Source organism: Polynucleobacter sp. HIN5 (genome assembly GCF_030297555.1).
In the GTDB taxonomy this organism is placed as follows: Bacteria; Pseudomonadota; Gammaproteobacteria; order Burkholderiales; family Burkholderiaceae; genus Polynucleobacter.
This window is the reverse complement of record NZ_AP028136.1, coordinates 1,722,399-1,748,004: the sequence shown is the minus strand read 5'-3', so window position 1 is coordinate 1,748,004 and position 25,606 is coordinate 1,722,399. Positions and strand designations below refer to the sequence as shown.

Sequence of the window (25,606 nt, the reverse complement as noted above, 5' to 3'; positions counted from 1 at the left end):
GTATGGGATTTCGTTTCTCCCAAGCTTTAATTCGTTGGTCAAAGCACTATGGTCGTCAAGGCCTGCCTTGGCAAGGTCAGCGAGATCCATACGCAATTTGGGTTTCGGAGATCATGCTGCAGCAAACCCAGGTTAGCACCGTCATGGAGCGCTACCCACAATTTATGCGTCAATTTCCAACAGTCAAAGCCCTGGCAAAGGCTGATCTTGATGAGGTTATGGCGCTGTGGAGTGGATTGGGGTATTACTCGCGCGCACGTAATCTTCATCGCTGTGCACAACAGATCATGGCAGAGTATGCAGGCCAGTTCCCCAATTCTGCTCAAGAGCTTGAGAAATTGCCTGGAATTGGCCGGTCCACAGCGGGCGCGATTGCTGCCTTTGCATTTGAGGAGCGCGCTCCAATCCTAGATGCCAATGTTAAGCGGGTCATCAGCCGTTTTTTTGGCATTACTGGTGATCAACAAAACCATAAGACAGTGCAATTGCTTTGGGAGCATGCAACGGCACTTCTTCCCAAGTCGAAGTCTCAAATGCCTTTTTACACACAAGCGCTGATGGATTTTGGGGCCACTTGGTGCACCCCGAAGAATGCCAAATGCCAAAGTCAGGATCAGACGTGCCCAATGATGAGTGAGTGCAAAGCCTATGAACTTGGTCAGGTTGATCGCATTCCAGCGAAAAAGAAGAAAAAGCAATCCCCGACGTTCACAACGAATATCTTTTTAATTCGTTATCAGGATGAGATATTACTTGAGAGGCGACCTCCAAAAGCGATTTGGGGTGGGCTCTATTCGTTAATCGAAACCCCATGGCAGTCAATCGATCAGAAATTAAATTGTTCAAAACCAATGGATATCGCGGGTTTACTTCATCAGACGATTCTTTCAAACAAGTTATCCAAGGGCAATATAGGGTCAATTGCCTCAATTGAAGAGGGCCATGTTATCGAGCATATTTTTAGTCACCGACGGCTACGAATGCAACCATGGATCATTCATCTCAAACGGAAATGGCCACACTCAAGCGCTGCGCTCGATTGGATTTGCACAAGACGATTAAAGGAGTACGGCCTACCTCAGCCAATCCGAGTCTTTTTAGAATCCAGTTCGCGATGACGTTCTAAGACATATAGATCTTTGATTGTCGCCTGAGAGAAAAATTGATTCAATTGATGTACGAGGTAAACCGAGCGGTGTTGCCCACCTGTACAACCAACTGCTACCGTGAGATAGCTACGACCATCTTTTAGATAGTGCGGTAACCATTTTTGGATATGCGACTCAATATCTGCAAGCATTTGTGAGACTTCAGGAAACTGACACAAATAGTCAGCAACCGCTTGATCCAGGCCAGTTTGGTCGCGTAGGGCTACTTCGTAATGTGGATTTGGGAGACAGCGAACATCAAAGACAATGTCTGCCTCACTGGGTACGCCGCCTTTAAATGCGAAGGACTCGAATATCAGTGCTAGACCGATGGGTCGCTCTTTTAATTGATCGGCAATCCAATGACGCAGCGTGTGGGCTGGAATGTGCCCAGTATCAATTTGTTGAGCTTCGTTTGCTAAAGGGGCAAGCAATTCTCGTTCCTTCTCAATCGCATCAATTAAGGTGGTCGATTGCGTGGGGTGGGATAGAGGGTGACGGCGGCGCGTTTCTGAGAAGCGCTGGACTAAGGTGTTGGTATCCGCATTTAAAAACAACACATCAACCTGATGCTTATGGCGAAGTTTTTCTAGAAGTGCGGGCAATTGAGAGATCGACTCACCGCGTCTGGCATCAACCGCAATCGCAATATGCTGGCGTTGTTCACCTTCCATGGTCTTTACCAGTTGCTCAATTAATGACACTGGTAAGTTATCAACACAATCGTACCCAGCATCTTCAAAGGCACGTAAGGCGACTGATTTTCCTGAGCCGGAGATGCCCGTAATAAGTTGGATACGCATCTTATAAAAGACGGCCTTGGGATTTATTGTGTTCGCTATCGAGATTCATTTGATTGCGTTGACGCTCAATAAAGTCTTTCAGCGTATCAATGCCCCTCAGTTGCAAAATCGTGTTGCGAACAGCGGCTTCAACAAGAACCGCTAAGTTTCGTCCGGCGGCCACCTGAATTTTCACGGTCCGAATCGGGATATCAAGAACCTCGAGAAACTGGGATTCAATCGGCAAGCGTTCGAATTCGCCATCATTGCGACGAACTAACTGCACAATTAGGCGGAGTTTCAGCTTCCGTCGAACCGCTGTTTCGCCAAAGATCGTCCGAATATCAAGTAAACCTAAACCACGAACTTCGAGAAGGTCACGCAAAATCTCAGGGCAACGACCCTCGATGTAATCAGGTCCAAGACGCGTAAAGTCAACTGCATCATCGGCTACCAAACCGTGGCCGCGAGAAATTAATTCGAGGCCGAGTTCGCTTTTCCCTAAGCCAGATTCACCAGTGATTAAGACACCAAGGCCTAAGATATCCATAAAAACGCCATGCATCGTAGCGCAAGGCGCCCCAATCTTCGTTAAGTAAAACCGTAGATGATCAATAACCTCCGCAGCAGAAGTATTGGTGGCAAAAAGGGGCGTGGAAGAACGTTGGCAATAGAGTTGCAATTCTTCATCTGCTTTACAACCATCAGCGACAATAATGCAGGGTGGCTTACTGGCGATCAGAGAGGAGATTTGGGTTTGACGTTCAGCAGTTGATAGTTTGGCGTGATAGTCAATCTCTTGATTCCCAAAGATCTGAATTCGGCTTGGATGAATCATATTCAGATGCCCAACCAAATCGGAGGAGGCTGCCGCAGACTTGACGGCATCTGCGTTAAATTTTCGGTCAGCGCCCTCGAGGCCACTGATCCAAGATAGCTTTAAATCCCCAATATTCTCATCAAAGATCTGTTGAGCTGTGACGTCTTCAAGTAAGAGTTGCTGGCTCATTGCAAAGCCTCCCAATGGCAAATCAAATGCCTCACTTTCTCAGGATCGGTCTCATTTTGCAACTGGTCGAGGGTTTGAGGGTTGGTGAGGAGTTGAGCAATAACCGCTAGGATTTCAAGATGTTCTTGGGTTGCTTTTTCTGGAACTAGGAGAAAAAGGAGGAGTGAGACTGGTTTGCCGTCTGGGGCTCCAAACTCAATTGGGGTTTGAAGCTTAAAAAGAGCCGCGCATGGCTCTTGTAAGCCTTTAATTCGTCCGTGGGGTATGGCTACACCGAATCCAAGACCAGTTGAACCTAAAGCCTCCCGGGCATTTAAGAAACTTAAGACGGTCTCGGATGGAATTTGAAGTTTGGTCGCAAAATACTGACCAGCATTTTCGAATGCTTGCGCCTTGTTAGACGCTTGGGCATTCAAATTAATGCTGTCAGAAGTGAATAGGCGACTAAGGACATTCATGACTCCTGATTATAGGGGTCAATACACTCAACTTTGTAGCTGATGTTTATCGTGCTGGTGATCCTGAATTCGCTCTTTGTGCTTAATAACCTGCCGGTCGAGTTTATCAATGACGGCATCCATCGCCTGATACAAATCTTCGTGGTGAGCCTGAGCAAATAACTCCTTTCCTTTGAGGTGAAGAGTTAATTCAGCTGTTTGTCTTAGCCCTTTTTCTTTTGCTTTATCAACCATCAAAAATGCTGAGGCATCAATCACATGATCAAAATGTTTGCGAATTCGATCTAGACGATTTTCTAAGTGATCACGAATGCCTGGAGTAACTTCGAGATGACGGCTGTTGATGCGTAAATTCATTACAAACCTCCATGATTAATGCCTACGCAAATGCATGGCCGGGATGCGCAGTGAGTCCCGATACTTCGCTACTGTGCGCCGAGCAACTGCATACCCTTGGTTTTCTAGAATCATTGCAATCGAGTGATCAGAGATTGGTTTACCAGGAGACTCATTGGCCACAATGCGACGAATAATTTCATGAACCGCAGTTGTGGAGACCCGATCACCTTGCTCTGAGGTAATGGAATGACTAAAGAAATGTTTCAGTTCAAATAAACCCAAGGGGCAACTTAAGTACTTTTGCTTCGTTACACGAGATACAGTAGATTCATGCAACTCTAGGTTATCAGCGATTTCTCGTAAAACCAATGGGCGGAGTGCAATATCCCCAGACTCAAAGAAGGATTGTTGCCGTGCAACGACCTCGGAAGCCACGCGCAGTATAGTTTCTTCCCGTTGTTGAATATTTTTTAATAACCATTTTGCTTCGGTCATTTTTTGGCGCATTGCACCAATATCAGCGTGGTCACGATGTTCAGAGATGATGTTGATATATTCTTGATTTAATGAGACTTTTGGAACGGCGTCTTCATTACGTTTAGCAACCCACAGGTTACGCTTTTTGTAAACGACGATATCCGGGGTCACCAAGTGATCGGGGCCTTGGTCATAATTGGCTGCAGGATGATGGTTAAGGGTTTTAATTTTCCGAATAGCCGCTTCAATACTGCTTTCAGATTTACCCAAAAGGACCCGTAACTTTGCATACTCTCGGTTTGCCACCTTGGTTAAATGGGATTTGCAAATTTGTAGGGCGAGTGAAAGAACGACTCTTTCTTCAGGTCGCATGGTGGTTCGATGAAGTTCTTCCTGAAGTTGGATACACAGACATTCACTCAGATCGCGCGCTCCAACGCCAATGGGGTCTAATTGTTGTAAGTGGCCTAATGCCATTTGTAATTCAGCAAGGGTGTACTGCTCCTGAAAACGCTCAGCGATTTCAAGGGTGATGATTTCAAGGCTTTCAGTAAGGAAACCGCGCTCATCAAGACAGGCCGCCAAGTAGTGCACTGCTGCTTTAAGTTTTGGGCTGATGTTCATCACCCGAATTTGTTCGGCCAAAGCCGTTTGAAGCGATATCTGATTCGGTATTTGTTCGAGTCCATCGCCCTCGCCACTTCCGGAGTAGTGTGGTGCGCTAGGCTCAAATTCGATGATTGGATTATCGAGAGCCGCTTTCTCAAGCTCTAGCTCGAGTTCGAGATTCGAGAGCATCAACAGCCTCACAGCCTGTTGAAGTTGTGGGCTGAGGTTGGTTTGTTGGCTTAGGCGGGGGCTAATCGAAAAGCGCATGAACCCATTCTAGGAAGGCTTCACAGTTGCCCGGGGTAAAAATTCACCAAATTGGTGCACTACATACGGAAGTTTTCTCCCAAATAAACCCTCCGAACCGCATCATTTTGAATGATTTCATCCGGCTTACCGGCGGCCAGAACGCTTCCCTCACTAATAATGTAGGCGTGGTCGCAAATGCCGAGAGTCTCACGCACATTGTGATCGGTGATTAGAACCCCGATTTGGCGGTCTCTTAAGAAGCGGACAATCCGTTGGATTTCCCCTACAGCAATGGGGTCGACGCCAGCAAACGGCTCATCGAGCAGAATAAATTTAGGAGAAGACGCAAGCGCTCTGGCAATTTCAACCCGCCGCCGCTCTCCACCAGATAGGGAAAGCGCTGGATTATTGCGCAAGTGGGTAATTTGCAACTCGCCTAGTAACTCATCTAAACGGGCTTGAATTTGCTTTTTGCTTAATGGTTTGCCATTTGTTTCTTGAAGCTCCAAAACGGCTTGTATATTTTCTGCCACATTCAGTTTGCGAAAAACAGAAGCCTCTTGCGGTAAGTAGGACAGACCCATTCGGGCACGTTGGTGGATGGGAAGATGACTAATTTTCTTTTGATTTAAACGAATATCCCCACCATCGAGCGGGACCAAGCCAACAATCATGTAAAACGAGGTGGTTTTGCCAGCACCATTGGGTCCCAATAAGCCAACCACCTCGCCGCTCGCTACCTCAATGCTCACATCGCGAACAACTGTGCGAGAGCCATAGCGCTTTTGAAGCGATACCGCTTGAAGGACCGAAGCTGAAGCAGATGTCATCTTATTGAACAACCACTTTCTTTCTGGGAGCTAAGATCGCTCTTGATTGCGGGGGCTGATTTAGATCCAACTTTTGTGGTTTGATCCGATAACTTTCTTTGACATCTTCATATTCGATCTGCCAACCATGGAGTTGATCGAGCATTTGCATATTGAGTAGTCGCTTGACGGTGGCGTTACCAACCAACAAAAGCCTTTCCTTTTTATCATCGTAGAGAATATCTTTGGCGATTCCTTGCATAAACTCATCTTGCAGGGTCTCCCGCCGTTGGCGCATTGAGGCTGGCAAATTAGACTTTCCGTTTAGATCAATCATTTGATAGCCCTCTGGGGTGACTAGGACAAAGCCGCGCTCACCTGTGCCGACCATGCTACCTCGCACTAAAAGAACATCACCAGTTAGGGTGTATTTTTGCTTTAGATCGTCCAGATCAACTTGATCAGCATTAATAATCAAAGGCTTGTCTCGATCAGCCTGATTGGCATTTGCAGACATGGGTAGCGCACTAAGAGCAAGAATAAAAATTAGGATTCTCAATTGCGACCCTTTTGCTCAGCAGGCTCGATTCGACCACGTACTTGCCCTTTAAGGCTAGCGCTGTGATCGACGTTATTGAACGTTCCACCACTACTTGAATTCATGATCGACATTCCCTGTTGAAGCTCTAATGGTTTATCGGTACGCACAATATCATCATTAATTAAAACTTGGAAGTAGCTTGAGCGGGCCAGCAATTGAGGTGCAGCCTTGCGATCGGCCAAAGCCTCTTGAGCCGGACGAAAAATTTCACCATTCTCATACAGATCCAAGATCGTTAAATCACCATCAATATGACCCCGCTCAGCACGAACCGTAACAGGGGCACCTTGATCTTGAAAGATACGAATCCGCGGCCGCTCTAAATCGATCGATGCATCGTCCTCATAGTGAATCAGTTTTTTTCCTAGAACGCGGTATTTTGTTTGCCCTTGCTCATTGAGGTTCGAAAGGGCGGCATTTTTAAGAATGTAATCAGGTAGATGTTGGGGCACGCGTGCCAGTGCAAGTGACTCTGGTGGCGCACTCCGTTTGACTAGCCAGAAAGTAGCCAGAGTTAGCGAGCCCATCAGCAAAAAGGGGAGAACGCGTAATAAACCGCGTACGATCCATAAATAGATAATGTGCCGAGAAAGTCTCATGAAGAGTTTGTCTTAGCCTTTGGCTTTAGCAAGCAGCGAATCGTAATGCCCTTGGGCTTTGAGGATTAAATCGCAGGCTTCACGAACAGCACCAAAGCCACCTTTCGCCTGCGTGATGTAGTGGGCGACTTGACGAACGGCTTCCTGTGCTTGAGCAGGAGCAATCCGCAAGCCCGCCGATTGCATGATCGATAAATCAGGCCAATCATCCCCCATCACTGCTAAGTCGATGGCAGGATTAAATGGAACTCGTTCCTTTAGTTCTAGAAGTGCCAATTTTTTATCTTGAACACCAGTAAATACATTGGTAATGCCAAGTTCATCGCAGCGACCAAGCACCATTTTTGAGTGGCGACCGGTAATGACAGCACACTCAATTCCAACGCTTTGAAGAAGTTTGATACCAAAGCCATCTTGAATATCAAAACCCTTCATCGATTCTTTGCCGTCCGGTCCAAAAAAAACCTGACCGCTGGTGAGAACGCCATCAACATCAAGTACCAAGATGCGAATCTGAGTTGCTCGTTCGAGAGCCTGAGGATAGTTGGTTAATGGGTTTGTGGTATGTGATTGGAGAATCGGTGCCATCAATTAAATTACCTTGGCTGCAAATAAGTCATGCAAGTTGAGGGCGCCTAGTAGGCGTTTTTCTGCATCAGCCACAATTAAGTGATTGATCCGATGCTGCTCCATCATTCCAATGGCCTCTTCAGCAATTAAATCAGGCGGGATGGTCCTTGGGTTGGGAGTCATGGCCTCCGCCAGATTAATAGAGCCGATGCTTACCTGTTTTTCGATCAGACGTCGTAAATCCCCATCGGTCAAAATGCCTAATACTTGGTTAGTGTCGTTCACAATGACAACCAAGCCCATCATTTGACGACTCATTTCAGTAAGGGCCTGTGTAAATGATGCCTTTACATTGATTTTGGGGGTGCTTGAGAGATCGCGCATCACCTCTGAGACATGGGCGATTAATTTTCGACCCAGTCTTCCGCCGGGGTGCGAGCGCAAAAAGTCTTCCGCCTTAAAGCCTCGCGCATCCAACAGAGAAACAGCGAGTGCATCACCCATGGCCAGCGCTGCCGTCGTGCTGGTCGTTGGTGCCATATTGAGCGGGCAAGCTTCTTTGTCAACACTAATATCAAGATGTGCGTCTGCTAGCTTGGCAAGTGAGGAATTAGGGTCTCCCGTAAGTGCAATTAATTTTGCGCCAGTTCGCTTAATGATGGGGACAATGGTGAGTAGTTCCTCGGTTTCGCCGGAGTTTGAAATCGCTACGAATACATCATCACGAGTGACCATCCCTAAATCGCCATGACTTGCCTCGGCGGGGTGAACAAAAAATGCGGGAGAACCGGTTGATGCAAAGGTGGCAGCCACCTTGCGAGCGATGTGCCCTGATTTACCAATTCCTGAGACAACAATCCGACCGCGGCATTGTTCGAGAAGTTGAACCGAAAGTAGCAGGGCTGATTGTCCTTCTTGGGCCAAGCGATTCCGCATTTTGCGAATCGCATCCGCTTCCAAATCAAGGGTGGCGCAGGCTAATTCCAGAGCGCGCTGGTTCTTTGCATTCATGGGGATAAGTATATGCTGACTACCCCCTTGCGGGATTTAAAGCCCAAGTTTTTCGAGATCTTTTTTCTTGATAGGGCTGGGATTGGCCTGCTTTTTAAGGAGGGGCTTTAAGTATTTTCCGGTGAAGCTAGCGGGGTGATTGGCGACCTCCTCAGGGGTTCCAGTTGCAATAATTTGACCACCGCCAGCGCCCCCATTCGGTCCAAGGTCAATTAACCAGTCAGCAGTTTTGATCACATCCAGATTGTGTTCAATGATCACCACGGTATTTCCTTGTTTTTTCAGGGTATGAATCACCTCAAGCAATAGTTTGATGTCATGAAAATGCAAACCTGTGGTTGGCTCATCAAGGATGTAAAGGGTCCGTCCCGTATCCCGCTTGGATAGCTCTAGCGAGAGCTTGACACGCTGCGCTTCTCCCCCTGAAAGGGTAGTGGCGCTTTGACCCAGGCAGACATACCCCAAACCGACATCGAGCAAGGTCTTGAGTTTGCGCTTAACCACCGGAACAGCTTCAAAGAACTCATGAGCTTGCTCTACCGTCATCGATAAGACCTCATGAATATTTTTGCCTTTATAGCGGATATCCAGGGTCTCCCGGTTATAGCGTTTGCCATGGCACACATCGCAGGGCACATAGACATCGGGCAAGAAATGCATTTCGACCTTGAGAACGCCATCACCCTCACAGGTTTCGCAACGCCCACCTTTGACATTAAATGAGAATCGACCCGCTTCATAGCCCCGTTCACGCGCAGCCGGTACCCCAGCAAAGAGTTCTCGGATCGGAGTAAATAGACCGGTATAGGTTGCAGGATTCGAGCGTGGTGTGCGGCCAATCGGCGATTGATCCACATTAATCACTTTGTCGAAGTGTTCAATACCGTCGATGTGATCATGCTCTGCTGGTTCAGCGCTCGAGCCATAGAGGTGTTGGGCAACTGCATGATGCAAGGTGTCGTTAATCAAGGTTGACTTACCAGACCCAGATACGCCAGTGACACAAGTTAATAAGCCTACGGGAATGTGCGCATCCACTTTTTGCAAATTGTTACCACCCGCACCAATGATGCTTAAAAAGCGACCATCATGTTCAGTACGCTTTTGGGGCACTGCGATATTTTCTTGGCCAGATAGGTAGGCACCTGTTAATGAATCAGGATTGCGTTCGACTTCGCTTGGAGTTCCGGTTGCAACGATTTTTCCACCATGCACGCCCGCACCAGGGCCTATATCAATCACATAGTCTGAGGCCCGAATCATGTCCTCGTCATGCTCTACGACCAATACGCTGTTGCCAAGATCGCGCAGGTGTTTGAGGGTTGCAATTAAACGATCGTTATCGCGCTGATGTAAACCAATCGATGGTTCATCGAGAACATACATCACACCAGTGAGTCCAGAACCAATTTGCGAGGCAAGTCGAATTCGTTGCGCTTCGCCACCCGAGAGGGTATCTGCGCTACGTTCTAGGGATAAGTAATCCAGACCTACATCATTTAAGAAGCGCAAACGTGAGGCGATCTCTTTGATGATTTTGTCAGCAATTTCGCGTTTAGCACCCTTTAATTGGATCGTATTGAAATAATCTTGGGCTTCGCGCAATGGTAGGGCGCTGATTTCATAGATAGCGCGTGCTTGTTGACCATCGCCCACTTTGACAAAGCGTGCCTCCTTGCGTAAACGGGTACCGCCGCATTCTGGGCAAGCGCGAATGTTTTGATAGCGGGCCAATTCTTCACGAACCGCTCCTGAGTCGGTTTCTCGATAGCGTCGCTCAAAATTAGCCAAGATTCCCTCAAAGGCATGTTCGCGCACGACTGAGCGACCCCTTTCATTGAGATACTCAAACGGAATGGTTGCATCCCCGGATCCATAGAGGATCAGGTCTTGCGCCTTTTTGGGTAATTTCTCAAAAGGTTTTTCAAGATCAAAGCCACCAAACTTCGCTAAGGTTTGTAGGAGCTTGAAGTAAAACTGGTTACGACGATCCCAGCCCTTGATGGCTCCTGCTGCTAGTGATAAGTCAGGATGCGCCACGACCCGTTTGGGATCAAAAAAGGAGATGTGACCGAGTCCATCGCAGCTGGGGCAGGCGCCCATCGGATTATTAAAGGAAAACAGACGGGGCTCAAGTTCTTGCAATGAGTAGGAGCAAATGGGGCAGGCAAATTTGCTGGAGAAAATGATTTCTTCTCCTGTATCCATATTGACCACCATGGCTTTGCCATCAGCGAGTCGCAAGGCGGTTTCAAACGACTCAGCCAGCCGTTGCTGAATGTCCTCTTTGACACGAATTCGATCAACCACTACCTCGATCGAGTGCTTATCATTTTTCTTGAGTTGCGGCAGACGATCAGCTTCAACGATCTCGGCTTTGGCGGCGTTGCTCGTACCACCACCGGAGCGAATGCGAAAACGCACAAAGCCCTGAGCTTGGAGATTTTCGAATAAATCAACGAACTCACCTTTGCGTTCGCTGACCACAGGAGCCAAGATCATCAGTCTGGCATCGGCCGGCATTGCCATGACCGTATCTACCATTTGCGAGACGCTTTGCGCTTCAAGAGCTAAGGCATGATCTGGGCAGTAGGGGGTGCCGGCTCGCGCGAAGAGGAGACGCAAATAATCATGGATCTCGGTGACCGTGCCAACCGTTGAGCGTGGGTTATGGCTAGTCGCTTTCTGTTCAATGGAGATTGCGGGCGATAAACCCTCAATCACATCCACGTCGGGTTTTTCCATTAACTGCAAAAATTGGCGCGCATAGGCCGAGAGGGATTCAACATAGCGACGCTGTCCTTCGGCATAGAGCGTATCGAAGGCTAAAGAGCTTTTTCCAGAACCGGATAAGCCGGTCAACACCACGAGCTTTTCGCGGGGGATATCCAGATTGATATTTTTAAGGTTGTGGGTTCGGGCCCCACGGATTTTGATTTCGTTATTCATGATTTTTTAGCGTAACTTGTTAATATAGCCTTTTCCCATGAACTCTTCCGAACTACGCTCAACCCTAGCCCTTGCCGGTATCTTTGGCCTGCGAATGCTGGGCCTTTTCTTGCTGTTACCCGTTTTTTCCTTGCATGCCAAGGATTTGCCTGGGGGAGAAAATGCCTTATGGGTCGGTTTGGCCCTTGGGATTTTTAATATTGTTCAGGCTTTTTTCCATATTCCCCTCGGAATTCTTTCGGATCGGGTGGGTCGTAAGCCTGTCGTTTTGTGGGGGTTGAGTTTATTTATTGCTGGTGCATTGATTGCAGCCAGTCGCGATGATTTGTTGTGGATTGCGATCGGGCGAGGACTCATGGGGGCAGGAGCAATCTCTGCCGCAGTGTCTGCTTGGGTGGCGGATTTAACGCGCGAGCAAGTGAGGACTGCGGCAATGGCGATTGTGGGAGGGAGCATTGGGATCTCCTTCGCACTCTCTTTAGTAATTGCGACGCCGATTTATCGGGCCATTGGCCTGGATGGCATGTTCTTATTATTAGCATTGTTAGGCTTGATTGGGTTTTTAGTTGCCTGGCTCTTGGTGCCAAGTCCTCCAAAGCAAATTCGGGGCGAGCATCAGCCGCTGATGCAAATTTTTTTAAGACCTGAATTATTCCGACTCAATGTGGGAGTGTTTGTTCTCAATGCCACCCAAGTGGCCATGTTCCTGGTTGTTCCGCGATTACTCGTGGATGCAGGCATGCCATTAGACGACCATTGGAAAATTTATTTTCCAGTCGTCATTGTTTCATTCTTTCTGATGTTGCCAGGGATTATTTATGGAGAAAAGAAAAAGAAATTACGGCTTGTATTGCTAACAGCCGTTGTCATCCTTTTGATTGCACAAATCATCTTCTTGCAAGCTCATTCCATAACAACCATTGTCAGTGCTCTGTTGATTTACTTTGTCGGATTTAATTTACTTGAAGCCCTGCAACCCTCGATGGTGTCGCGTTGGGCCAAGGATGAAAAAGGAGCGGCATTGGGCATCTACAACACGACTCAGTCTGTCGGATTATTTACCGGCGCAGCGCTCGGTGGACTCATGATGCAGCTTTTTGGCAACCTTTCAGTATTTATTGGCGGTACCGTTTTAATTATTGCCTGGCTTATAATTGCTTGGCCAATGCGTGATATTTCATCGTCGCAAACCGCAAAGTAGCTTTAGCCACACTTTTTATTTAATTTTCTTCGGGAGACAAAATGGCTTCAGTCAATAAAGTCATCATCGTTGGTAATGTTGGGCGTGACCCAGAAACACGGTATATGCCCAGCGGTGACGCCGTTACCAATATTTCAGTAGCCACTTCAGATCGCTATAAAGATAAGCAAACAGGCGAAATGAAAGAGAACACCGAATGGCATCGCATTGCCTTTTTCGGTAAGTTAGCTGAAATTGCGGGTCAATATCTCAAAAAGGGTTCACAGGTTTATGTCGAGGGCCGCTTGCGGACTCGAAAGTGGACGGATCAAAGTGGACAAGAAAAGTATTCCACCGAGATCATTGCTGACAGCATGCAAATGCTCGGTGCACGAATGGCTGGCTCCGGAGAGGAATCGTCAGGCGGTCGTTCAAAGCCTGCGGAGGGCTCATCTAGCCCAAGCGCTAGTGCACTCGATGCAATGGATGACGATATTCCGTTCTAGTATTACTGCCTGGCGTGACGAATATTGTTGGGCCAGGCAGCATTGAAATCTGCCCGAAACGGATTAATATCTAATCCACCCCGTCGGGTGTAGCGCGCATAAACGGAGAGCTTTTCTGGTTGGCAGCGTCTCTTAATATCGCAAAAGATTTTTTCAACACAGTGTTCGTGAAATTCACCAAGTTGACGAAAGCCAATCAAGTAGCGTAATAGTCCCTCCTCATCAATAGGCCGACCCTGGTAATCAATTTGTACGCTGGCCCAATCGGGTTGACCGGTAACCGGGCAATTGGATTTGAGCAAATGCGAGACCAGAGTTTGTGTAATTGGGGCTGAGTTCTGATCTGCACTCAGAAGCAGCGGGTCAGCAATCTGTGTTTGATCGACTTCAATATCCAGGCGATCGAGAAGTCGACCAGCCAATTCTTGTATCAGCGGATATTTTTTTTGATCTTGTATTTGGGATGGATCAAGCAGTTTGATTTGTAATGAACTACCAAGGGCTGAAGCCAAATCATGGCTCAGGCACTCGCGCACTGCATTACTATTTTCAAAATGATGTTGGTTGAGACTATTGAGATAGAGTTTGAACGACTTTGACTCGATCATGAATGGCGACTCTGCTGGAATCGAAAATTCAGCCAGAGCGATCTGCGGTTTGCCTTTGGGGTTTAGCCAACTCAGTTCAAATGCGTTCCAGAGATCAATTCCCAAAAAAGGTAATCGCGATCCTTCTTCAATACCCAGTTTCTTACGATTCTCAGCGCGCGGGATGGGAAAGAGCAAACCCGGGTCATATTGATTGGGATAAGCACTTTGCTGACCGAGAACAAATTCAGACATGGAAAAAATTAGGACTTGGACCGGTTGGTATTGCTAACCCCAGAGATTACATGCCCGGTTGGGGCGACACTGGAGGCAGCATTGCAATGCCCCGTTTGATCATCAAAGAAAAAGTCGGGCTCAAACTCTTTCAAAAACTCACGCTTGGATAAGCCCCCAAGAAACATTGCCTCATCCACATCAATCCCCCAGTTCATTAATGTCCGAATAGCCCGCTCATGGGCTGGTGCGGAGCGGGCGGTCACTAAGGCGGTGCGAATGCGCATTTCATTTTTAGGCTCAGTCTCCGTTTGTAGTTGATGAAGGGCGGCAAGCAGGGGCTTGAAGGGACCGGGTGGCAATGGAATGGCGGCACGTTGACTTTCATGATCAACAAACGCCTTTAGGCCTTGATCCTGAAAAACTTGTTCGGCCTCATCTGAAAATAAAACAGCATCTCCGTCAAAGGCGATGCGGATTTCATTGGGATTATTCTCAGCCATTTTGGTGGATTCTGGGTAGACGCGCGCTGCTGGAAAGCCGGCGTCTAGGGTGGCGCGCACGTCTTCCTCGTTGGCTGATAAGAAGAGGTTGGCTTGTAGCGATTTTAAGTAGTGATACGGCGGCCTGCCCCGGGTAAAAACCCCGCGTTCAATGCTAAGCCCATGATGTTTGGCAGAACGAAACACGCGTAAACCACTAACCGGATCATTACGCGACAGGATCACAACTTCGACGCGCGGCTGATCTTGATTAAAGCGCAGTAGTTTTTTAACGAGAGGAAAAGCAACGCCTACTTGGGCTGGAATCGCTAGGCGTTCTAGTTGTAATTTCATATAGGCGCTGTCATCACTCTCTTCAAACAGGCGGTTTTCCTCTTCAAAATCAAAGAGTGCTCTCGATGAAATGGCAACGACTAGTTTTCCAGCGAGGGTATAGGACATCTTATTTTAGAAATAGGCGGTACGCAGGATTCGTGCTTTCATCCCAATGAGGATAGCCTAAAGTCGTCAAAAATTGTTTAAAGGTCGGCTGTTCGTTCTTCGGTACCTGAATACCCAACAAGATTTGTCCATAATCAGCCCCGTGATTGCGGTAATGAAACAAACTGATATTCCAATTCGGGGCCAGGCTATCTAGAAAGCGCATCAGCGCACCTGGACGCTCTGGAAACTCAAAGCGATAGAGTAGTTCATCTTTGGCCAAAGCGGAGCTGCCACCAACCATGTGCCTTAGATGGGTTTTTGCCAACTCATCATGGCTTAGATCAATGGTTGCAAAGCCGGCTTTACGAAAGGCGCTGGCAATGGTTTTGTTGTCACCCGCACGTTGCGTTCCAATACCAACAAAAATATGCGCTTGATCGGCATGAGCGATGCGGTAGTTAAATTCAGTGACATTACGTTTACCAAGCATTTTGCAAAACGCTTTAAAAGATCCTCGCTCTTCGGGAATGGTGACCGCAAAGATCGCCTCACGAAATTCACCCACATCGGCACGTTCAGCCACAAATCGTAGACGACTGAAATTCATATTGGCACCACATGCAATGGCTACCAGGGTTTTCTTTTTGAGATGATGTTTCTCAACGTATTTCTTTAAACCTGCAATGGCGAGCGCACCTGCGGGCTCCAAAATACTGCGCGTATCAGTAAAGACATCGTTGATCGCAGCGCAGATTTCATCGGTATCGACTAAGACAATGTCGTCAACTACCCGTTGGCAGACCTTAAAGGTTTCCTTGCCCACCTGCTTGACCGCGGTGCCATCTGAGAACAGACCAACTTCCTTCAGTTCAACGCGCTTACCTAGTTGTAAAGACTGTTTCATCGCATCTGAGTCAACCGTTTGCACACCAATCACTTTGATCTTTGGCCTAACTAATTTGATGTAGGCGCCGATTCCTGAGATTAGGCCTCCTCCGCCAATTGCCACAAAAATGGCATCAATTGGATCGGGATGTTGATCGAGGATTTCTTTAGCAATCGTGCCTTGACCAGCAATGACGTCTGGATCATCAAAAGGGTGGATAAAGGTGTACCCCTTCTTTTTCTGAAGCAGTTGAGCTTCTTGATAGGCATCGCTGTAAGAATCACCGGTCAAGACCAGTTCCACCCACTTGCCACCGTGAGCCTTCACTGCATCAATTTTGACTTGAGGGGTAGTGATTGGCATCACGATCACCGCCTTGCATTTGAGTTTGGCGGCAGACAGTGCAACACCTTGCGCATGATTGCCGGCAGAGGCGGCAATCACCCCCTTTTTAAGAGCCGCCGGGCTCAATCCGGCCATTTTGTTATACGCACCGCGCAACTTAAATGAGAAGACCGGTTGACTGTCTTCGCGCTTCAAAAGAATCGTGTTTTGAAAGCGTGCGCTTAGATCCCGAGCCTTCTCTAATTCTGTTTTACGTGCAACGTCGTAGACCTTGGCGTTCTCAATTCGGCTTAAATAATCATTTTTCATCACGAAAGCGTACCATGCTTGGCACATAAGTCCTTAAATTAATTCAGTATTGTGCCAAATTGATTGGCAACGGGAATGATCAAGCTCATCTAAAATAGAGCTTTAATCGACTGGCCACCATGAACGCACCTATCTCCTTAGATAGCTTGTCTGAGATCGATACGCAATCCCATCGTCTTCGTGAGATTCCGTATAACTACACCTCATTTTCCGATCGAGAGATTGTTATTCGTCTCTTGGGTGTCAAGGCATGGGAAATTTTGGAGCAGTTACGGAGTGTGCGACGTACAGGCCGCTCTGCCAGGATGCTGTTTGAGGTGTTGGGCGATATTTGGGTTGTCGAGCGCAATCCTTACTTACAAGATGACTTATTGGATAACCCCAAACGTCGCGAGGCACTCATTCAAGCCTTGTGGCATCGTTTGGGTGAGGTTGAAAAACGGATCTCGGGAGATTTTGCTGAGCAAGTTAACGAATTGATATTAGCCGCTCGCACCGCAGTGGAATCCTTTGCGAATAACTTTCAAACCGTATCGCAATTGCGCAAGCAGGCCAAGAGGGAATTTAGCAAATTTACGCATGTTGACAATATCGCATTTGACGGAATGTCACGCGTTGCGCACGTTACCGATGCAACCGATTGGCGAATCGAGTATCCATTTGTTGTTCTCAAGCCAGATACCGAAGCAGAAATTCCAAACTTGGTCAGAGCTTGTATTGAGTTAGGACTGACTATTGTTCCGCGCGGAGGTGGTACGGGTTATACCGGTGGCGCCATTCCAATGGTGGCAATGTCGGCAGTGATTAATACAGAAAAGTTAATTGATCTTGGAGCGGTCGTACATTCTGTATTGCCTGGCTTAAGTAATCCCGTACCAACGATTTTTTCTGGGGCGGGCGTGGTGACCCGTCGAGTAGCGGATGCCGCGGAAAAACAAGGACTCATTTTTGCTGTCGATCCAACCTCCGCTGATGCGAGTTGCATTGGTGGAAATATCGCCATGAACGCAGGTGGCAAGAAAGCAGTCTTATGGGGAACCGCACTGGATAACCTGGCCAGTTGGCGCATGGTGGATCCCGATGGTAATTGGTTGGACATTGAGCGACTCGATCACAATCTTGGCAAGATTCATGATCAAGGCGTTGCTCGGTTTCGTTTGATCTGGTCGGATGGTAAGGCGGCACCTCAAGCCAAGGTTTTACGTTCTGAGGTTTTAGAAATCGATGGCGCTAAATTTAGGAAAGCAGGTTTAGGTAAAGATGTGACGGATAAATTTTTATCCGGCTTACCGGGTATTCAAAAAGAAGGTTGCGATGGTCTGATTACAAGTGCCACCTGGATTTTGCATCGTATGCCAAAGCATATGCGTACCGTTTGTTTGGAGTTTTTTGGTCAGGCACGTGAAGCCATTCCAAGCATTGTTGAGATCAAAGCGTATTTGGATGATTTAAGTAAAAAAGGTGGACCCCTATTAGCAGGACTCGAGCACCTCGATGACCGCTATTTAAAAGCGGTGGGGTACTCCACAAAATCCAAACGCAACGGTTTGCCCAAAATGGTGCTCATCGGTGATATCGCTGGAGAGGATGAGGAGGCCGTTGCTGCTGCGACTAGCGAAGTGGTGCGTATGGCCAATCGGCGTGTAGGGGAAGGCTTTGTAGCAGTGAGCACTGAAGCGCGTAAGAAGTTTTGGTTGGATCGAGCGAGAACGGCGGCGATTGCAAAGCATACCAATGCATTCAAGATTAATGAGGATGTGGTGATTCCGCTCGAGCGAATGGGCGAGTACACCGATGGAATCGATCAAATTAACATCGAGCTATCACTTAAAAATAAAATTCAGTTACTTGATGCCCTCGAGCAATATATCAATCAAGCAACACTCCCGATTCGTGCAAATGACGAGATTGTAGATATTTCACGAGCAGAAATGGTGGGCGATCGCGTCATTCAGGCCCAGACACTACTGCGTGAAGTAAGGTCTCGCTGGGCAGAGTGGTTAGAGAAAATAGATCAGTTTTTCCCACAGTTGCAAGATGGGACCCTGCGCGCCTCATGGAAAAATGAATTGCTAGCCCCACTGCAAGTCATCTTTGGCGGCTCCACCTTTGATTTGGTATTAAAAGAAATTAAATCAATTCATCAGAAGACATTGCGCAAACGCGTATTTGTCGCCCTACATATGCATGCCGGGGATGGCAATGTTCACACCAATATTCCAGTGAACTCGGACGATTATGAGATGTTGCAAGATGCGCATCGTGCGGTTGATCGCATTATGGTTTTGGCGCGTTCTTTAGATGGCGTGATTTCAGGTGAGCATGGCATTGGTATTACAAAATTAGAGTACCTCACGGACGAGGAACTCAAAGAATTTCGTTCTTATAAAAATCGAGTGGATCCGAACGGCCACTTTAATAAAGGCAAGCTGATGCCTAATGCTAATTTACAAATGGCATATACCCCAAGCTTTGGACTCATGGGTCACGAATCGATCATCATGCAACAAAGCGATATTGGAGCGATTGCTGACAGCGTAAAAGATTGTTTACGGTGTGGAAAGTGCAAGCCAGTCTGTGCAACTCATGTGCCTCGAGCAAATTTGTTGTATAGCCCCAGAGACAAAATTCTTGCCACTTCATTATTAATCGAAGCATTTTTGTATGAAGAGCAAACCCGCCGCGGGGTATCGATTCGGCATTGGGAAATGTTTGATGATGTTGCTGCGCACTGCACAGTTTGTCATAAGTGCCATACGCCATGCCCAGTCAAAATCGATTTTGGTGATGTCACCATGAATATGCGTAATTTGTTACGTAAGATGGGGCAGCGCCGATTTAATCCAGGTACTAGCGCATCGATGTTATTCCTCAATGCAACTAATCCCGAGACCATCCGAATGAGTCGTAAGGTGATGATTGAATGGGGTTATGGCTTGCAGCGCTTTGCCCATCAATTATTCAAAAAATGGGCCGTTCAGCAAACACAATCACCACCTGCGACCGTTGGTAAGCCTGCTTTGAAAGAGCAGGTGATTTATTTTGTGAATAAGAAGATGCCTGGCAATTTACCCAAAAAGACTGCCCGCGCACTTTTGGATATTGAAAATGCGGACTATGTACCGATTATTCGTAATCCTTTGGAGACGAGTGTTGATACGGAAGCTGTTTTCTATTTCCCAGGATGCGGTTCGGAGCGACTATTTTCACAAGTGGGATTGGCGACTCAGGCAATGCTTTGGCACGTTGGTGTGCAAACCGTACTACCCCCTGGGTATTTGTGCTGCGGTTATCCGCAAAAGGGAAACGGCGACTTTGATAAAGCCGAGAAAATGATTACGGATAATCGAGTGCTATTTCATCGGGTCGCCAATACATTGAACTATCTCGATATCAAAACGGTCGTGGTTTCCTGTGGCACCTGTTACGACCAACTAGCAGGCTATCAGTTCGATCAAATCTTCCCAGGGTGTCGAATTATTGATATTCATGAGTACTTACTCGAGAAAGGTCTAAGACTTGAGGGTGTTGAGGGAGTTCGCTATATGTATCACGATCCATGCCACACCCCCATGAAGCTTCAGGATCCCTTGAAGACAGTCAATGAGTTGATTGGACTTGAGGATGGCACGGCAATTGTGAAGAACGAGCGTTGCTGTGGTGAGTCCGGTACGCTAGCAATTACTCGGCCAGATATTTCAACTCAAGTGCGTTATCGCAAGCAAATTGAAATGGAAAAGGGTGCGACCGAACTAAGGAAAGACTTTGCTGGTGAAGTTAAAGTATTAACCAGTTGCCCATCGTGCTTACAAGGCTTATCGCGTTTTGATGGCGATAGCGAGACCAAGGCGGATTACATTGTGGTTGAAATGGCCAAACATTTATTGGGTGACAATTGGCTTGAAAGCTACGTAACTAAGGCCAACCAAGGCGGAATTGAAAGGGTATTAGTGTAATGATTCCAAGCAATTTAATCGTGCATGAAAACTCAAAGGTTCTCGAGCTTCAATACGAGAATGGAAAAAGCTATCGTTTACCTTTTGAGTTTTTGCGTGTCTACTCACCGTCAGCCGAGGTGCGCGGTCATGGACCAGGGCAGGAGGTCTTACAAACGGGTAAGCGAGACGTTGCTATCGTAAACATTGAGCCAGTTGGTCATTACGCAATTAAGCCAACTTTTTCAGATGGTCATGACTCAGGTCTATATTCATGGGACTATTTGTATGAGTTATGTGAAAACCAAGAGTCTTTGTGGAGCGATTATCTAGAACGTTGCAAAGTTGCTGGTGTTGATCGTGATGCTGCGATGGTAAATAAATCTCACGGTTGTGGCCATTAGATATGTCAAAAACCCATTTTGGATATCAAAGCGTTGATGAGTCTCAAAAGGCAGAGAAAGTTGCTGAGGTTTTCCATTCGGTAGCTGCGAAGTACGACATCATGAATGACCTGATGTCAGCTGGTTTGCATCGCCTTTGGAAAAAATTCACCATAGCCCAAGCGAATGTTAAGCCCGGCGATCGCGTACTTGATATTGCTGGTGGAACGGGTGATCTTGCTTACGCCTTTGCACAGTCGGCGCACTGGGGCATTCGCCCCGAGGCTGAGGTGTGGTTAAGCGACATCAATGCATCCATGCTATCCGTAGGTCGAGATCGACTTTTGGATCGTGGTCTTACGATCCCATGCATTCAGTTTGATGCTGAACAAATCCCCTTCCCAAATCACCATTTTGATGTGGTGAGCGTTGCATTTGGTCTACGGAATATGACGCATAAGGAACTCGCCTTGTCAGAAATGGCGAGGGTGATTCGACCTGGGGGTAAGGTTTTGATTTTGGAGTTTTCTAAGCCAGACCCACTCATAGCCCCAATTTATGACTTGTATTCCTTTCGGGTGTTGCCATGGCTCGGAGATAAGGTGGCCAAAGATGCCGCCAGCTACCAATACTTAGCAGAATCGATTCGTATGCACCCAGACGCACAAACCCTCAAAGCCATGATGGAGGACGCCGGATTTGATGAGGTCCATACCCATAGGATGACTGGGGGTATCGTTGCCTTGCATCTTGGTATTAAATACTAGATATTTACTGTAAAGCGATACTTACAGATCGTAGATGGGAGACTGATTCAATGAAAAGTATTTATTTAAAAGCCAGTGTTTTTGCACTGTCTTTTGCATTCTTATCCGTTGGACATATCGCTGTTGTTGATGCGAAGCGTTTGGGTGGTGGATCAAATATCGGTCGCTCAGCCAATGCCCCAATCCAAAAGCAAGCTCAGCCACCAGCCCAGCAAAAACCAGCACAGCAAGCTCAGCAACCTACTGCGGCACCTGCACAAGCTGCTGCTCCAGCCGCTGCAGCGAAGCGTTCGGGCCTAGGTGGAATGTTAGGTGGTCTTGCTGCAGGTCTTGGAATTGCTTACCTACTTTCGCATTTTGGTTTAGGTGAGGCTGCTGCATCATTTATGACAGGTCTTTTATTGGCTGTTCTAGTCGGGTTTGCGTTGCTACTCGTATTGCGTCGCTTCATGCCAGCTGGTGCCAAAAATATGCCAAGCTCAGTGCCTGCTTCTAATGGAATGCAACGAACCGCAAGGCAAGAACCCGCTTTTACGCCTAGCCATCCAGTTAATACTGGATTCGGATCGCCAAGTCCAATGCTTGATGAGGCGCCTGCATATCAACTGCCCGACGGCTTTGATCAAATCGCATTTTTGGCTAATGCAAAACACTATTTCACGCGTTTGCAAAAAGCCTGGGATGCGGGCGATCTTGAGGCTTTGCGCGAATTTACAACCCCCGAAATGTTTGCCAGCTTGCAACGTGATTTGCAGGGCCGTGCTGAAGGGGTAAATCAAACGGATGTGGTTACGCTAAACGCTGAACTCTTGGGCGTTGAGACCGACGCGAATACTTACCTGTGCAGCGTTGAGTTCTCAGGCATGATTCGGGAGCAGGCAGATGGACCTGCTGAACCATTTAGGGAAGTTTGGAATCTATCGAAGCCTGTCAACGGCCCTGGGGGCTGGGTTCTGGCTGGTATCCAGCAATTGGTTTAAGCTTTAACCTTTTCCCCATTGGAAAACCCGCCTTGTGCGGGTTTTTTACACTATGAACCTGCGTTTTGATTTGCCAAAAACGGCCCTAGAGCGCGCCATAAATCATGTCCTTAAGCGTGAAGAATGGGCTTTACGTGATTTAAGTCATCATCAAGGCCGGGTGATCGAGTTGATTTTGCCCATTGGATCGATGCAATGGCAAATTCAAGATGATTCCTTCATTGCTCTTTTATCTGAGGCGCATCCTCAGCCCGATCTAGTTTTAGAAGTTGATGCCAATAGCTTTTCAGCACTTAGCGCCTCTCAAGGGACCATTAAAGATCGGGCGATGAGAGCCGTCAAAATAACGGGTGACGCTCAATTGGCTCAATTAATTGCTAAGCTTTCAAACCAATTGCGTTGGGAGTACGAAGAGGATTTAGCCAAAATGATTGGTGATGCGCCTGCACACTTTATTTGCACGCAAGCTAAGCGCTTTGCCCAAGCAACAGAGAAGGCAATCGTTGATTTACAAGGAAATATGGTTGAGTACCTTAGCGAAGAAAAAAAAGTCTTATTGCATCAACGCGATTTTGTTTCTCATAAAATGGAAATCCAGGCAGTGCGTGATGCGGTTGAGCGCCTTGAAAAACGAATTTCCTTTTTACAAAAAAGTCGGGATTAATTGTGAGTCGTATTGTTCGCCTAAGCATTATTTTCTATACGGCTTGGCGCTTTAATTTATTTGGGCTGATTCGCGATAACTTGAGACCCGGTGTGCGCCGGTTCTTTCTTGGACTCATTGCATCAACCTCCCCAAGTCAGTTACCTCGTGGCGAGCGGATTCGCTTAGCGCTTGAGGCGCTTGGCCCAATTTTTGTCAAATTCGGTCAGGTCCTATCGACCCGCAGGGATTTACTGCCCGATGATGTTTCCAATGAACTAGCAAAGCTGCAAGATCGCGTCCCACCTTTTTCCAATGAACAATCCAAAGCAATTATTGAAAAAGCATTGGGACATCCAATTGAAGTGATTTTTTCATCGTTTGATGCAACACCAGTGGCAAGTGCATCGGTCGCACAGGTTCATTTTGGAGTCTTGCGGGGCAACGAGACGCATCCCGAGTGGGCTAATCAAGAGATTGCCATCAAAGTATTACGCCCTGGTATTTTGCCGGTGATCGAGAGTGATTTGGCTCTAATGCATGATTTGGCGCGCATTGTCGAGAAAGTCTCTGAAGATGGTAGACGACTCAAGCCACGAGAGGTGGTCGCCGAATTTGATACCTATTTGCACGATGAGCTTGATTTAATGCGCGAAGCAGCTAATGCGAGTCAATTGCGACGCAATTTTGCAGACTCCGACAAGCTCATGATTCCTGAAATGATTTGGGATTTATGCCATACCAATGTGATTGTGATGGAGCGGATGTATGGTGTTTCGATTGGGAAAACCGATGAGCTGCGAGCTGCAGGAGTTGATTTTAAGAAGCTCGCTATCGATGGAGTCGAAATCTTTTTTACCCAAGTATTTGAGTACGGGTTCTTCCATGCAGATATGCACCCAGGAAATATCTTAGTCAGTTTGGATCCCAATACCTTTGGTCGGTATATCTCCCTCGACTTTGGGATTGTTGGAAATTTGAGCGAGTTTGATAAGAATTATTTAGCCCAGAATTTCTTGGCATTCTTTAATCGCGATTATCGGCGCGTTGCCGAGTTACACATTGAATCCGGTTGGGTGCCAGCGAATACCCGATTAGAAGAGTTGGAGGGTGCCGTTCGCACCGTTTGCGAACCCTATTTTGATCGACCACTGAAAGATATTTCCTTGGGCATTGTATTAATGCGACTCTTTCAAACTTCACGTCGCTTTAAGGTTGAGATTCAGCCGCAACTCACTTTGTTGCAAAAGACCTTGTTAAATGTAGAGGGTCTAGGTCGCCAACTGGATCCTGACCTGGACCTGTGGAAAACCGCTAAACCTATTCTGGAGCGCTGGGTGAGTCAGCAGCTTGGATTGCGAGGACTCATTGATGGGCTAAAGAAAGAGGCGCCAAATTGGGCGAAGATTTTGCCGACCCTGCCACGTCTCATAGCTGAAAACCTGGAACAGGTTCATCGCAAAGAGCAGCGCCCAGAGTTTGATTTGTTGAAACAGCTGTTAATCGATGAGCGACGCAAACGGCGACAATGGCTTGGAATTGCTTTATTCCTCAGTGGATTCTTGGTGGGCGCTCTTTTGGTTTTGGTCCGAATCCATTCCATTTAGGCTTATTTCGCCTGAATTGGTCTTAACTCGCTAAAATAGTGGGTTAGGCACAAATTCTCATGAAAAAATACTTTATTGCTGGCATTTTGGTTTGGATACCGATGGCGGTCACGATTTGGGTGATCACATGGGGGTTGGGTGTCATCGATCAAATTTTCGGCTGGGTAATGTCGGCCATCATTACGGTTTCCCCTGGCCAGTTCTCTGGGGAGTTGCGGCATTTCCGTGAAATCCCAGGGCTCGGGATTCTGATTGTGTTGGCAGTGATAGGATTTACGGGCTTCCTTGCCATTAATTTTGCCGGCCAGTGGTGGCTTAAGCTTTGGGACCGAACCGTGACCCGTATCCCAATCGTGCGCTCCATTTATTCGAGTGTGAAGCAGGTTTCCTCCACTTTATTTTCTGGAAATAACCAAGCGTTTCGCAAAGCTCTGTTGATTCGTTATCCGCATCTTGAGTCATGGGTAATCGCTTTTCAAACGGGCACTGCAGCGCCTGAAGTGAACAGTAAGTTGGGCGGTGAATATGTCAACGTATTTTTACCCACCACACCGAATCCAACCTCTGGCTTTTTTATGATCGTGCCGCGCGCCAATGTGATTGAGCTGGATATGAGCGTTCAAGAAGCATTGAAGCATATTGTGTCGATGGGTTCGGTGGCACCTCGAATCGTTCAACCCAAGACCCCCAATCAACCTCATTAGGAAT

24 protein-coding genes are annotated in these 25,606 nt (G+C 47.3%); 10 read left to right on the top strand and 14 right to left on the bottom strand.

The genetic code is table 11. The annotated features are described in order from the left end of the window. Window positions 1–2 precede the first annotated feature (2 nt). Window positions 3–1,118: an A/G-specific adenine glycosylase gene (mutY, locus tag QUE61_RS08780; RefSeq protein ID WP_286306849.1), complete on the top strand. Its 1,116-nt coding sequence runs from the start codon at window positions 3–5 to the stop codon at window positions 1,116–1,118. Here mutY and rapZ read toward each other — a convergent pair. From rapZ to uvrA, 11 genes are read right to left on the bottom strand one after another with little or no spacing between them, the layout of a single operon-like run. Next, the gene (gene rapZ / locus QUE61_RS08775; protein WP_286306848.1) at window positions 1,079–1,951 is read right to left on the bottom strand and encodes an RNase adapter RapZ; all 873 of its coding nucleotides are present in this window, start codon (window positions 1,949–1,951) and stop codon (window positions 1,079–1,081) included. The two genes, mutY and rapZ, sit on opposite strands and share 40 nt — an antisense overlap. 1 nt (window position 1,952) lies before the next feature. Then, a complete protein-coding gene (gene hprK, locus QUE61_RS08770) occupies window positions 1,953–2,939 on the bottom strand; it encodes an HPr(Ser) kinase/phosphatase (protein ID WP_286306847.1) in 987 nt (328 codons plus the stop codon). Next, window positions 2,936–3,397 (bottom strand): PTS sugar transporter subunit IIA, encoded by a 462-nt coding sequence (locus QUE61_RS08765; protein WP_286306846.1) that lies wholly within the window; start codon window positions 3,395–3,397, stop codon window positions 2,936–2,938. The genes hprK and QUE61_RS08765 overlap by 4 nt, the downstream gene beginning before the upstream one ends. 27 nt (window positions 3,398–3,424) lie before the next feature. Then, the gene (gene hpf, locus QUE61_RS08760; protein WP_286306845.1) at window positions 3,425–3,754 is read right to left on the bottom strand and encodes a ribosome hibernation-promoting factor, HPF/YfiA family; all 330 of its coding nucleotides are present in this window, start codon (window positions 3,752–3,754) and stop codon (window positions 3,425–3,427) included. A gap of 15 nt (window positions 3,755–3,769) precedes the next feature. Continuing rightward, window positions 3,770–5,089 (bottom strand): RNA polymerase factor sigma-54, encoded by a 1,320-nt coding sequence (rpoN, locus tag QUE61_RS08755; RefSeq protein WP_286306844.1) that lies wholly within the window; start codon window positions 5,087–5,089, stop codon window positions 3,770–3,772. 59 nt (window positions 5,090–5,148) lie between these two features. Then, complete coding sequence (gene lptB / locus QUE61_RS08750; RefSeq protein WP_286306843.1) at window positions 5,149–5,901, bottom strand: LPS export ABC transporter ATP-binding protein; 753 nt, start codon at window positions 5,899–5,901, stop codon at window positions 5,149–5,151. Window position 5,902: 1 nt separating this feature from the next. Further along, entirely contained in the window at window positions 5,903–6,439 is a 537-nt protein-coding gene (locus QUE61_RS08745; protein WP_286306842.1) for an LptA/OstA family protein, read from the bottom strand. Further along, entirely contained in the window at window positions 6,436–7,080 is a 645-nt protein-coding gene (lptC, locus tag QUE61_RS08740) for an LPS export ABC transporter periplasmic protein LptC (RefSeq protein WP_286306841.1), read from the bottom strand. The genes QUE61_RS08745 and lptC overlap by 4 nt, the downstream gene beginning before the upstream one ends. 12 nt (window positions 7,081–7,092) lie before the next feature. Beyond that, complete coding sequence (locus QUE61_RS08735; RefSeq protein ID WP_286306840.1) at window positions 7,093–7,668, bottom strand: KdsC family phosphatase; 576 nt, start codon at window positions 7,666–7,668, stop codon at window positions 7,093–7,095. 3 nt (window positions 7,669–7,671) lie between these two features. Beyond that, window positions 7,672–8,661, bottom strand: coding sequence for a KpsF/GutQ family sugar-phosphate isomerase (locus QUE61_RS08730; protein WP_286306839.1), 990 nt, complete (start codon window positions 8,659–8,661; stop codon window positions 7,672–7,674). 36 nt (window positions 8,662–8,697) lie between these two features. Next, on the bottom strand, window positions 8,698–11,610 hold the full coding sequence (uvrA, locus tag QUE61_RS08725) for an excinuclease ABC subunit UvrA (protein ID WP_286306838.1): 2,913 nt from the start codon (window positions 11,608–11,610) through the stop codon (window positions 8,698–8,700). A 37-nt stretch (window positions 11,611–11,647) separates the two neighbouring features. Between uvrA and QUE61_RS08720 the strand changes: the two genes are divergently transcribed. Together QUE61_RS08720 and ssb are read left to right on the top strand one after the other, a co-directional pair. Further along, entirely contained in the window at window positions 11,648–12,811 is a 1,164-nt protein-coding gene (locus QUE61_RS08720) for an MFS transporter (protein WP_286306837.1), read from the top strand. A 41-nt stretch (window positions 12,812–12,852) separates the two neighbouring features. Continuing rightward, a complete protein-coding gene (gene ssb / locus QUE61_RS08715; RefSeq protein ID WP_286306836.1) occupies window positions 12,853–13,296 on the top strand; it encodes a single-stranded DNA-binding protein in 444 nt (147 codons plus the stop codon). A gap of 2 nt (window positions 13,297–13,298) precedes the next feature. On the opposite strand, the gene queF is transcribed toward ssb, so the two are convergent. Genes queF through ilvA form a run of 3 tightly spaced genes read right to left on the bottom strand, consistent with a single transcriptional unit; the run spans window position 13,299 to window position 16,583 of the window. Continuing rightward, window positions 13,299–14,138, bottom strand: coding sequence for an NADPH-dependent 7-cyano-7-deazaguanine reductase QueF (gene queF / locus QUE61_RS08710; protein ID WP_286306835.1), 840 nt, complete (start codon window positions 14,136–14,138; stop codon window positions 13,299–13,301). A gap of 8 nt (window positions 14,139–14,146) precedes the next feature. Next, a complete protein-coding gene (locus tag QUE61_RS08705) occupies window positions 14,147–15,061 on the bottom strand; it encodes a 5'-nucleotidase (RefSeq protein WP_286306834.1) in 915 nt (304 codons plus the stop codon). A gap of 1 nt (window position 15,062) precedes the next feature. Then, window positions 15,063–16,583, bottom strand: a complete 1,521-nt coding sequence (ilvA, locus tag QUE61_RS08700; RefSeq protein ID WP_286306833.1) for a threonine ammonia-lyase, biosynthetic — start codon at window positions 16,581–16,583, stop codon at window positions 15,063–15,065. 119 nt (window positions 16,584–16,702) lie between these two features. Between ilvA and QUE61_RS08695 the strand changes: the two genes are divergently transcribed. Genes QUE61_RS08695 through QUE61_RS08665 form a run of 7 tightly spaced genes read left to right on the top strand, consistent with a single transcriptional unit; the run spans window position 16,703 to window position 25,602 of the window. Then, entirely contained in the window at window positions 16,703–20,539 is a 3,837-nt protein-coding gene (locus tag QUE61_RS08695) for an FAD/FMN-binding oxidoreductase (RefSeq protein ID WP_286306832.1), read from the top strand. Beyond that, window positions 20,539–20,922: a gamma-butyrobetaine hydroxylase family protein gene (locus QUE61_RS08690; RefSeq protein ID WP_286306831.1), complete on the top strand. Its 384-nt coding sequence runs from the start codon at window positions 20,539–20,541 to the stop codon at window positions 20,920–20,922. The genes QUE61_RS08695 and QUE61_RS08690 overlap by 1 nt, the downstream gene beginning before the upstream one ends. A 2-nt stretch (window positions 20,923–20,924) precedes the next feature. After that, complete coding sequence (ubiE, locus tag QUE61_RS08685; RefSeq protein ID WP_286306830.1) at window positions 20,925–21,668, top strand: bifunctional demethylmenaquinone methyltransferase/2-methoxy-6-polyprenyl-1,4-benzoquinol methylase UbiE; 744 nt, start codon at window positions 20,925–20,927, stop codon at window positions 21,666–21,668. 50 nt (window positions 21,669–21,718) lie between these two features. After that, entirely contained in the window at window positions 21,719–22,648 is a 930-nt protein-coding gene (locus QUE61_RS08680; protein WP_286306829.1) for a Tim44 domain-containing protein, read from the top strand. A gap of 52 nt (window positions 22,649–22,700) precedes the next feature. Further along, entirely contained in the window at window positions 22,701–23,312 is a 612-nt protein-coding gene (locus tag QUE61_RS08675; RefSeq protein WP_286306828.1) for a ubiquinone biosynthesis accessory factor UbiJ, read from the top strand. A 2-nt stretch (window positions 23,313–23,314) separates the two neighbouring features. Next, complete coding sequence (gene ubiB / locus QUE61_RS08670; protein ID WP_286306827.1) at window positions 23,315–24,898, top strand: ubiquinone biosynthesis regulatory protein kinase UbiB; 1,584 nt, start codon at window positions 23,315–23,317, stop codon at window positions 24,896–24,898. A gap of 59 nt (window positions 24,899–24,957) precedes the next feature. Beyond that, window positions 24,958–25,602 carry a DUF502 domain-containing protein gene (locus QUE61_RS08665; protein WP_286306826.1) on the top strand — a complete coding sequence of 215 codons (645 nt, stop codon included), beginning with the start codon at window positions 24,958–24,960 and terminating at the stop codon, window positions 25,600–25,602. Window positions 25,603–25,606: the final 4 nt, after the last annotated feature.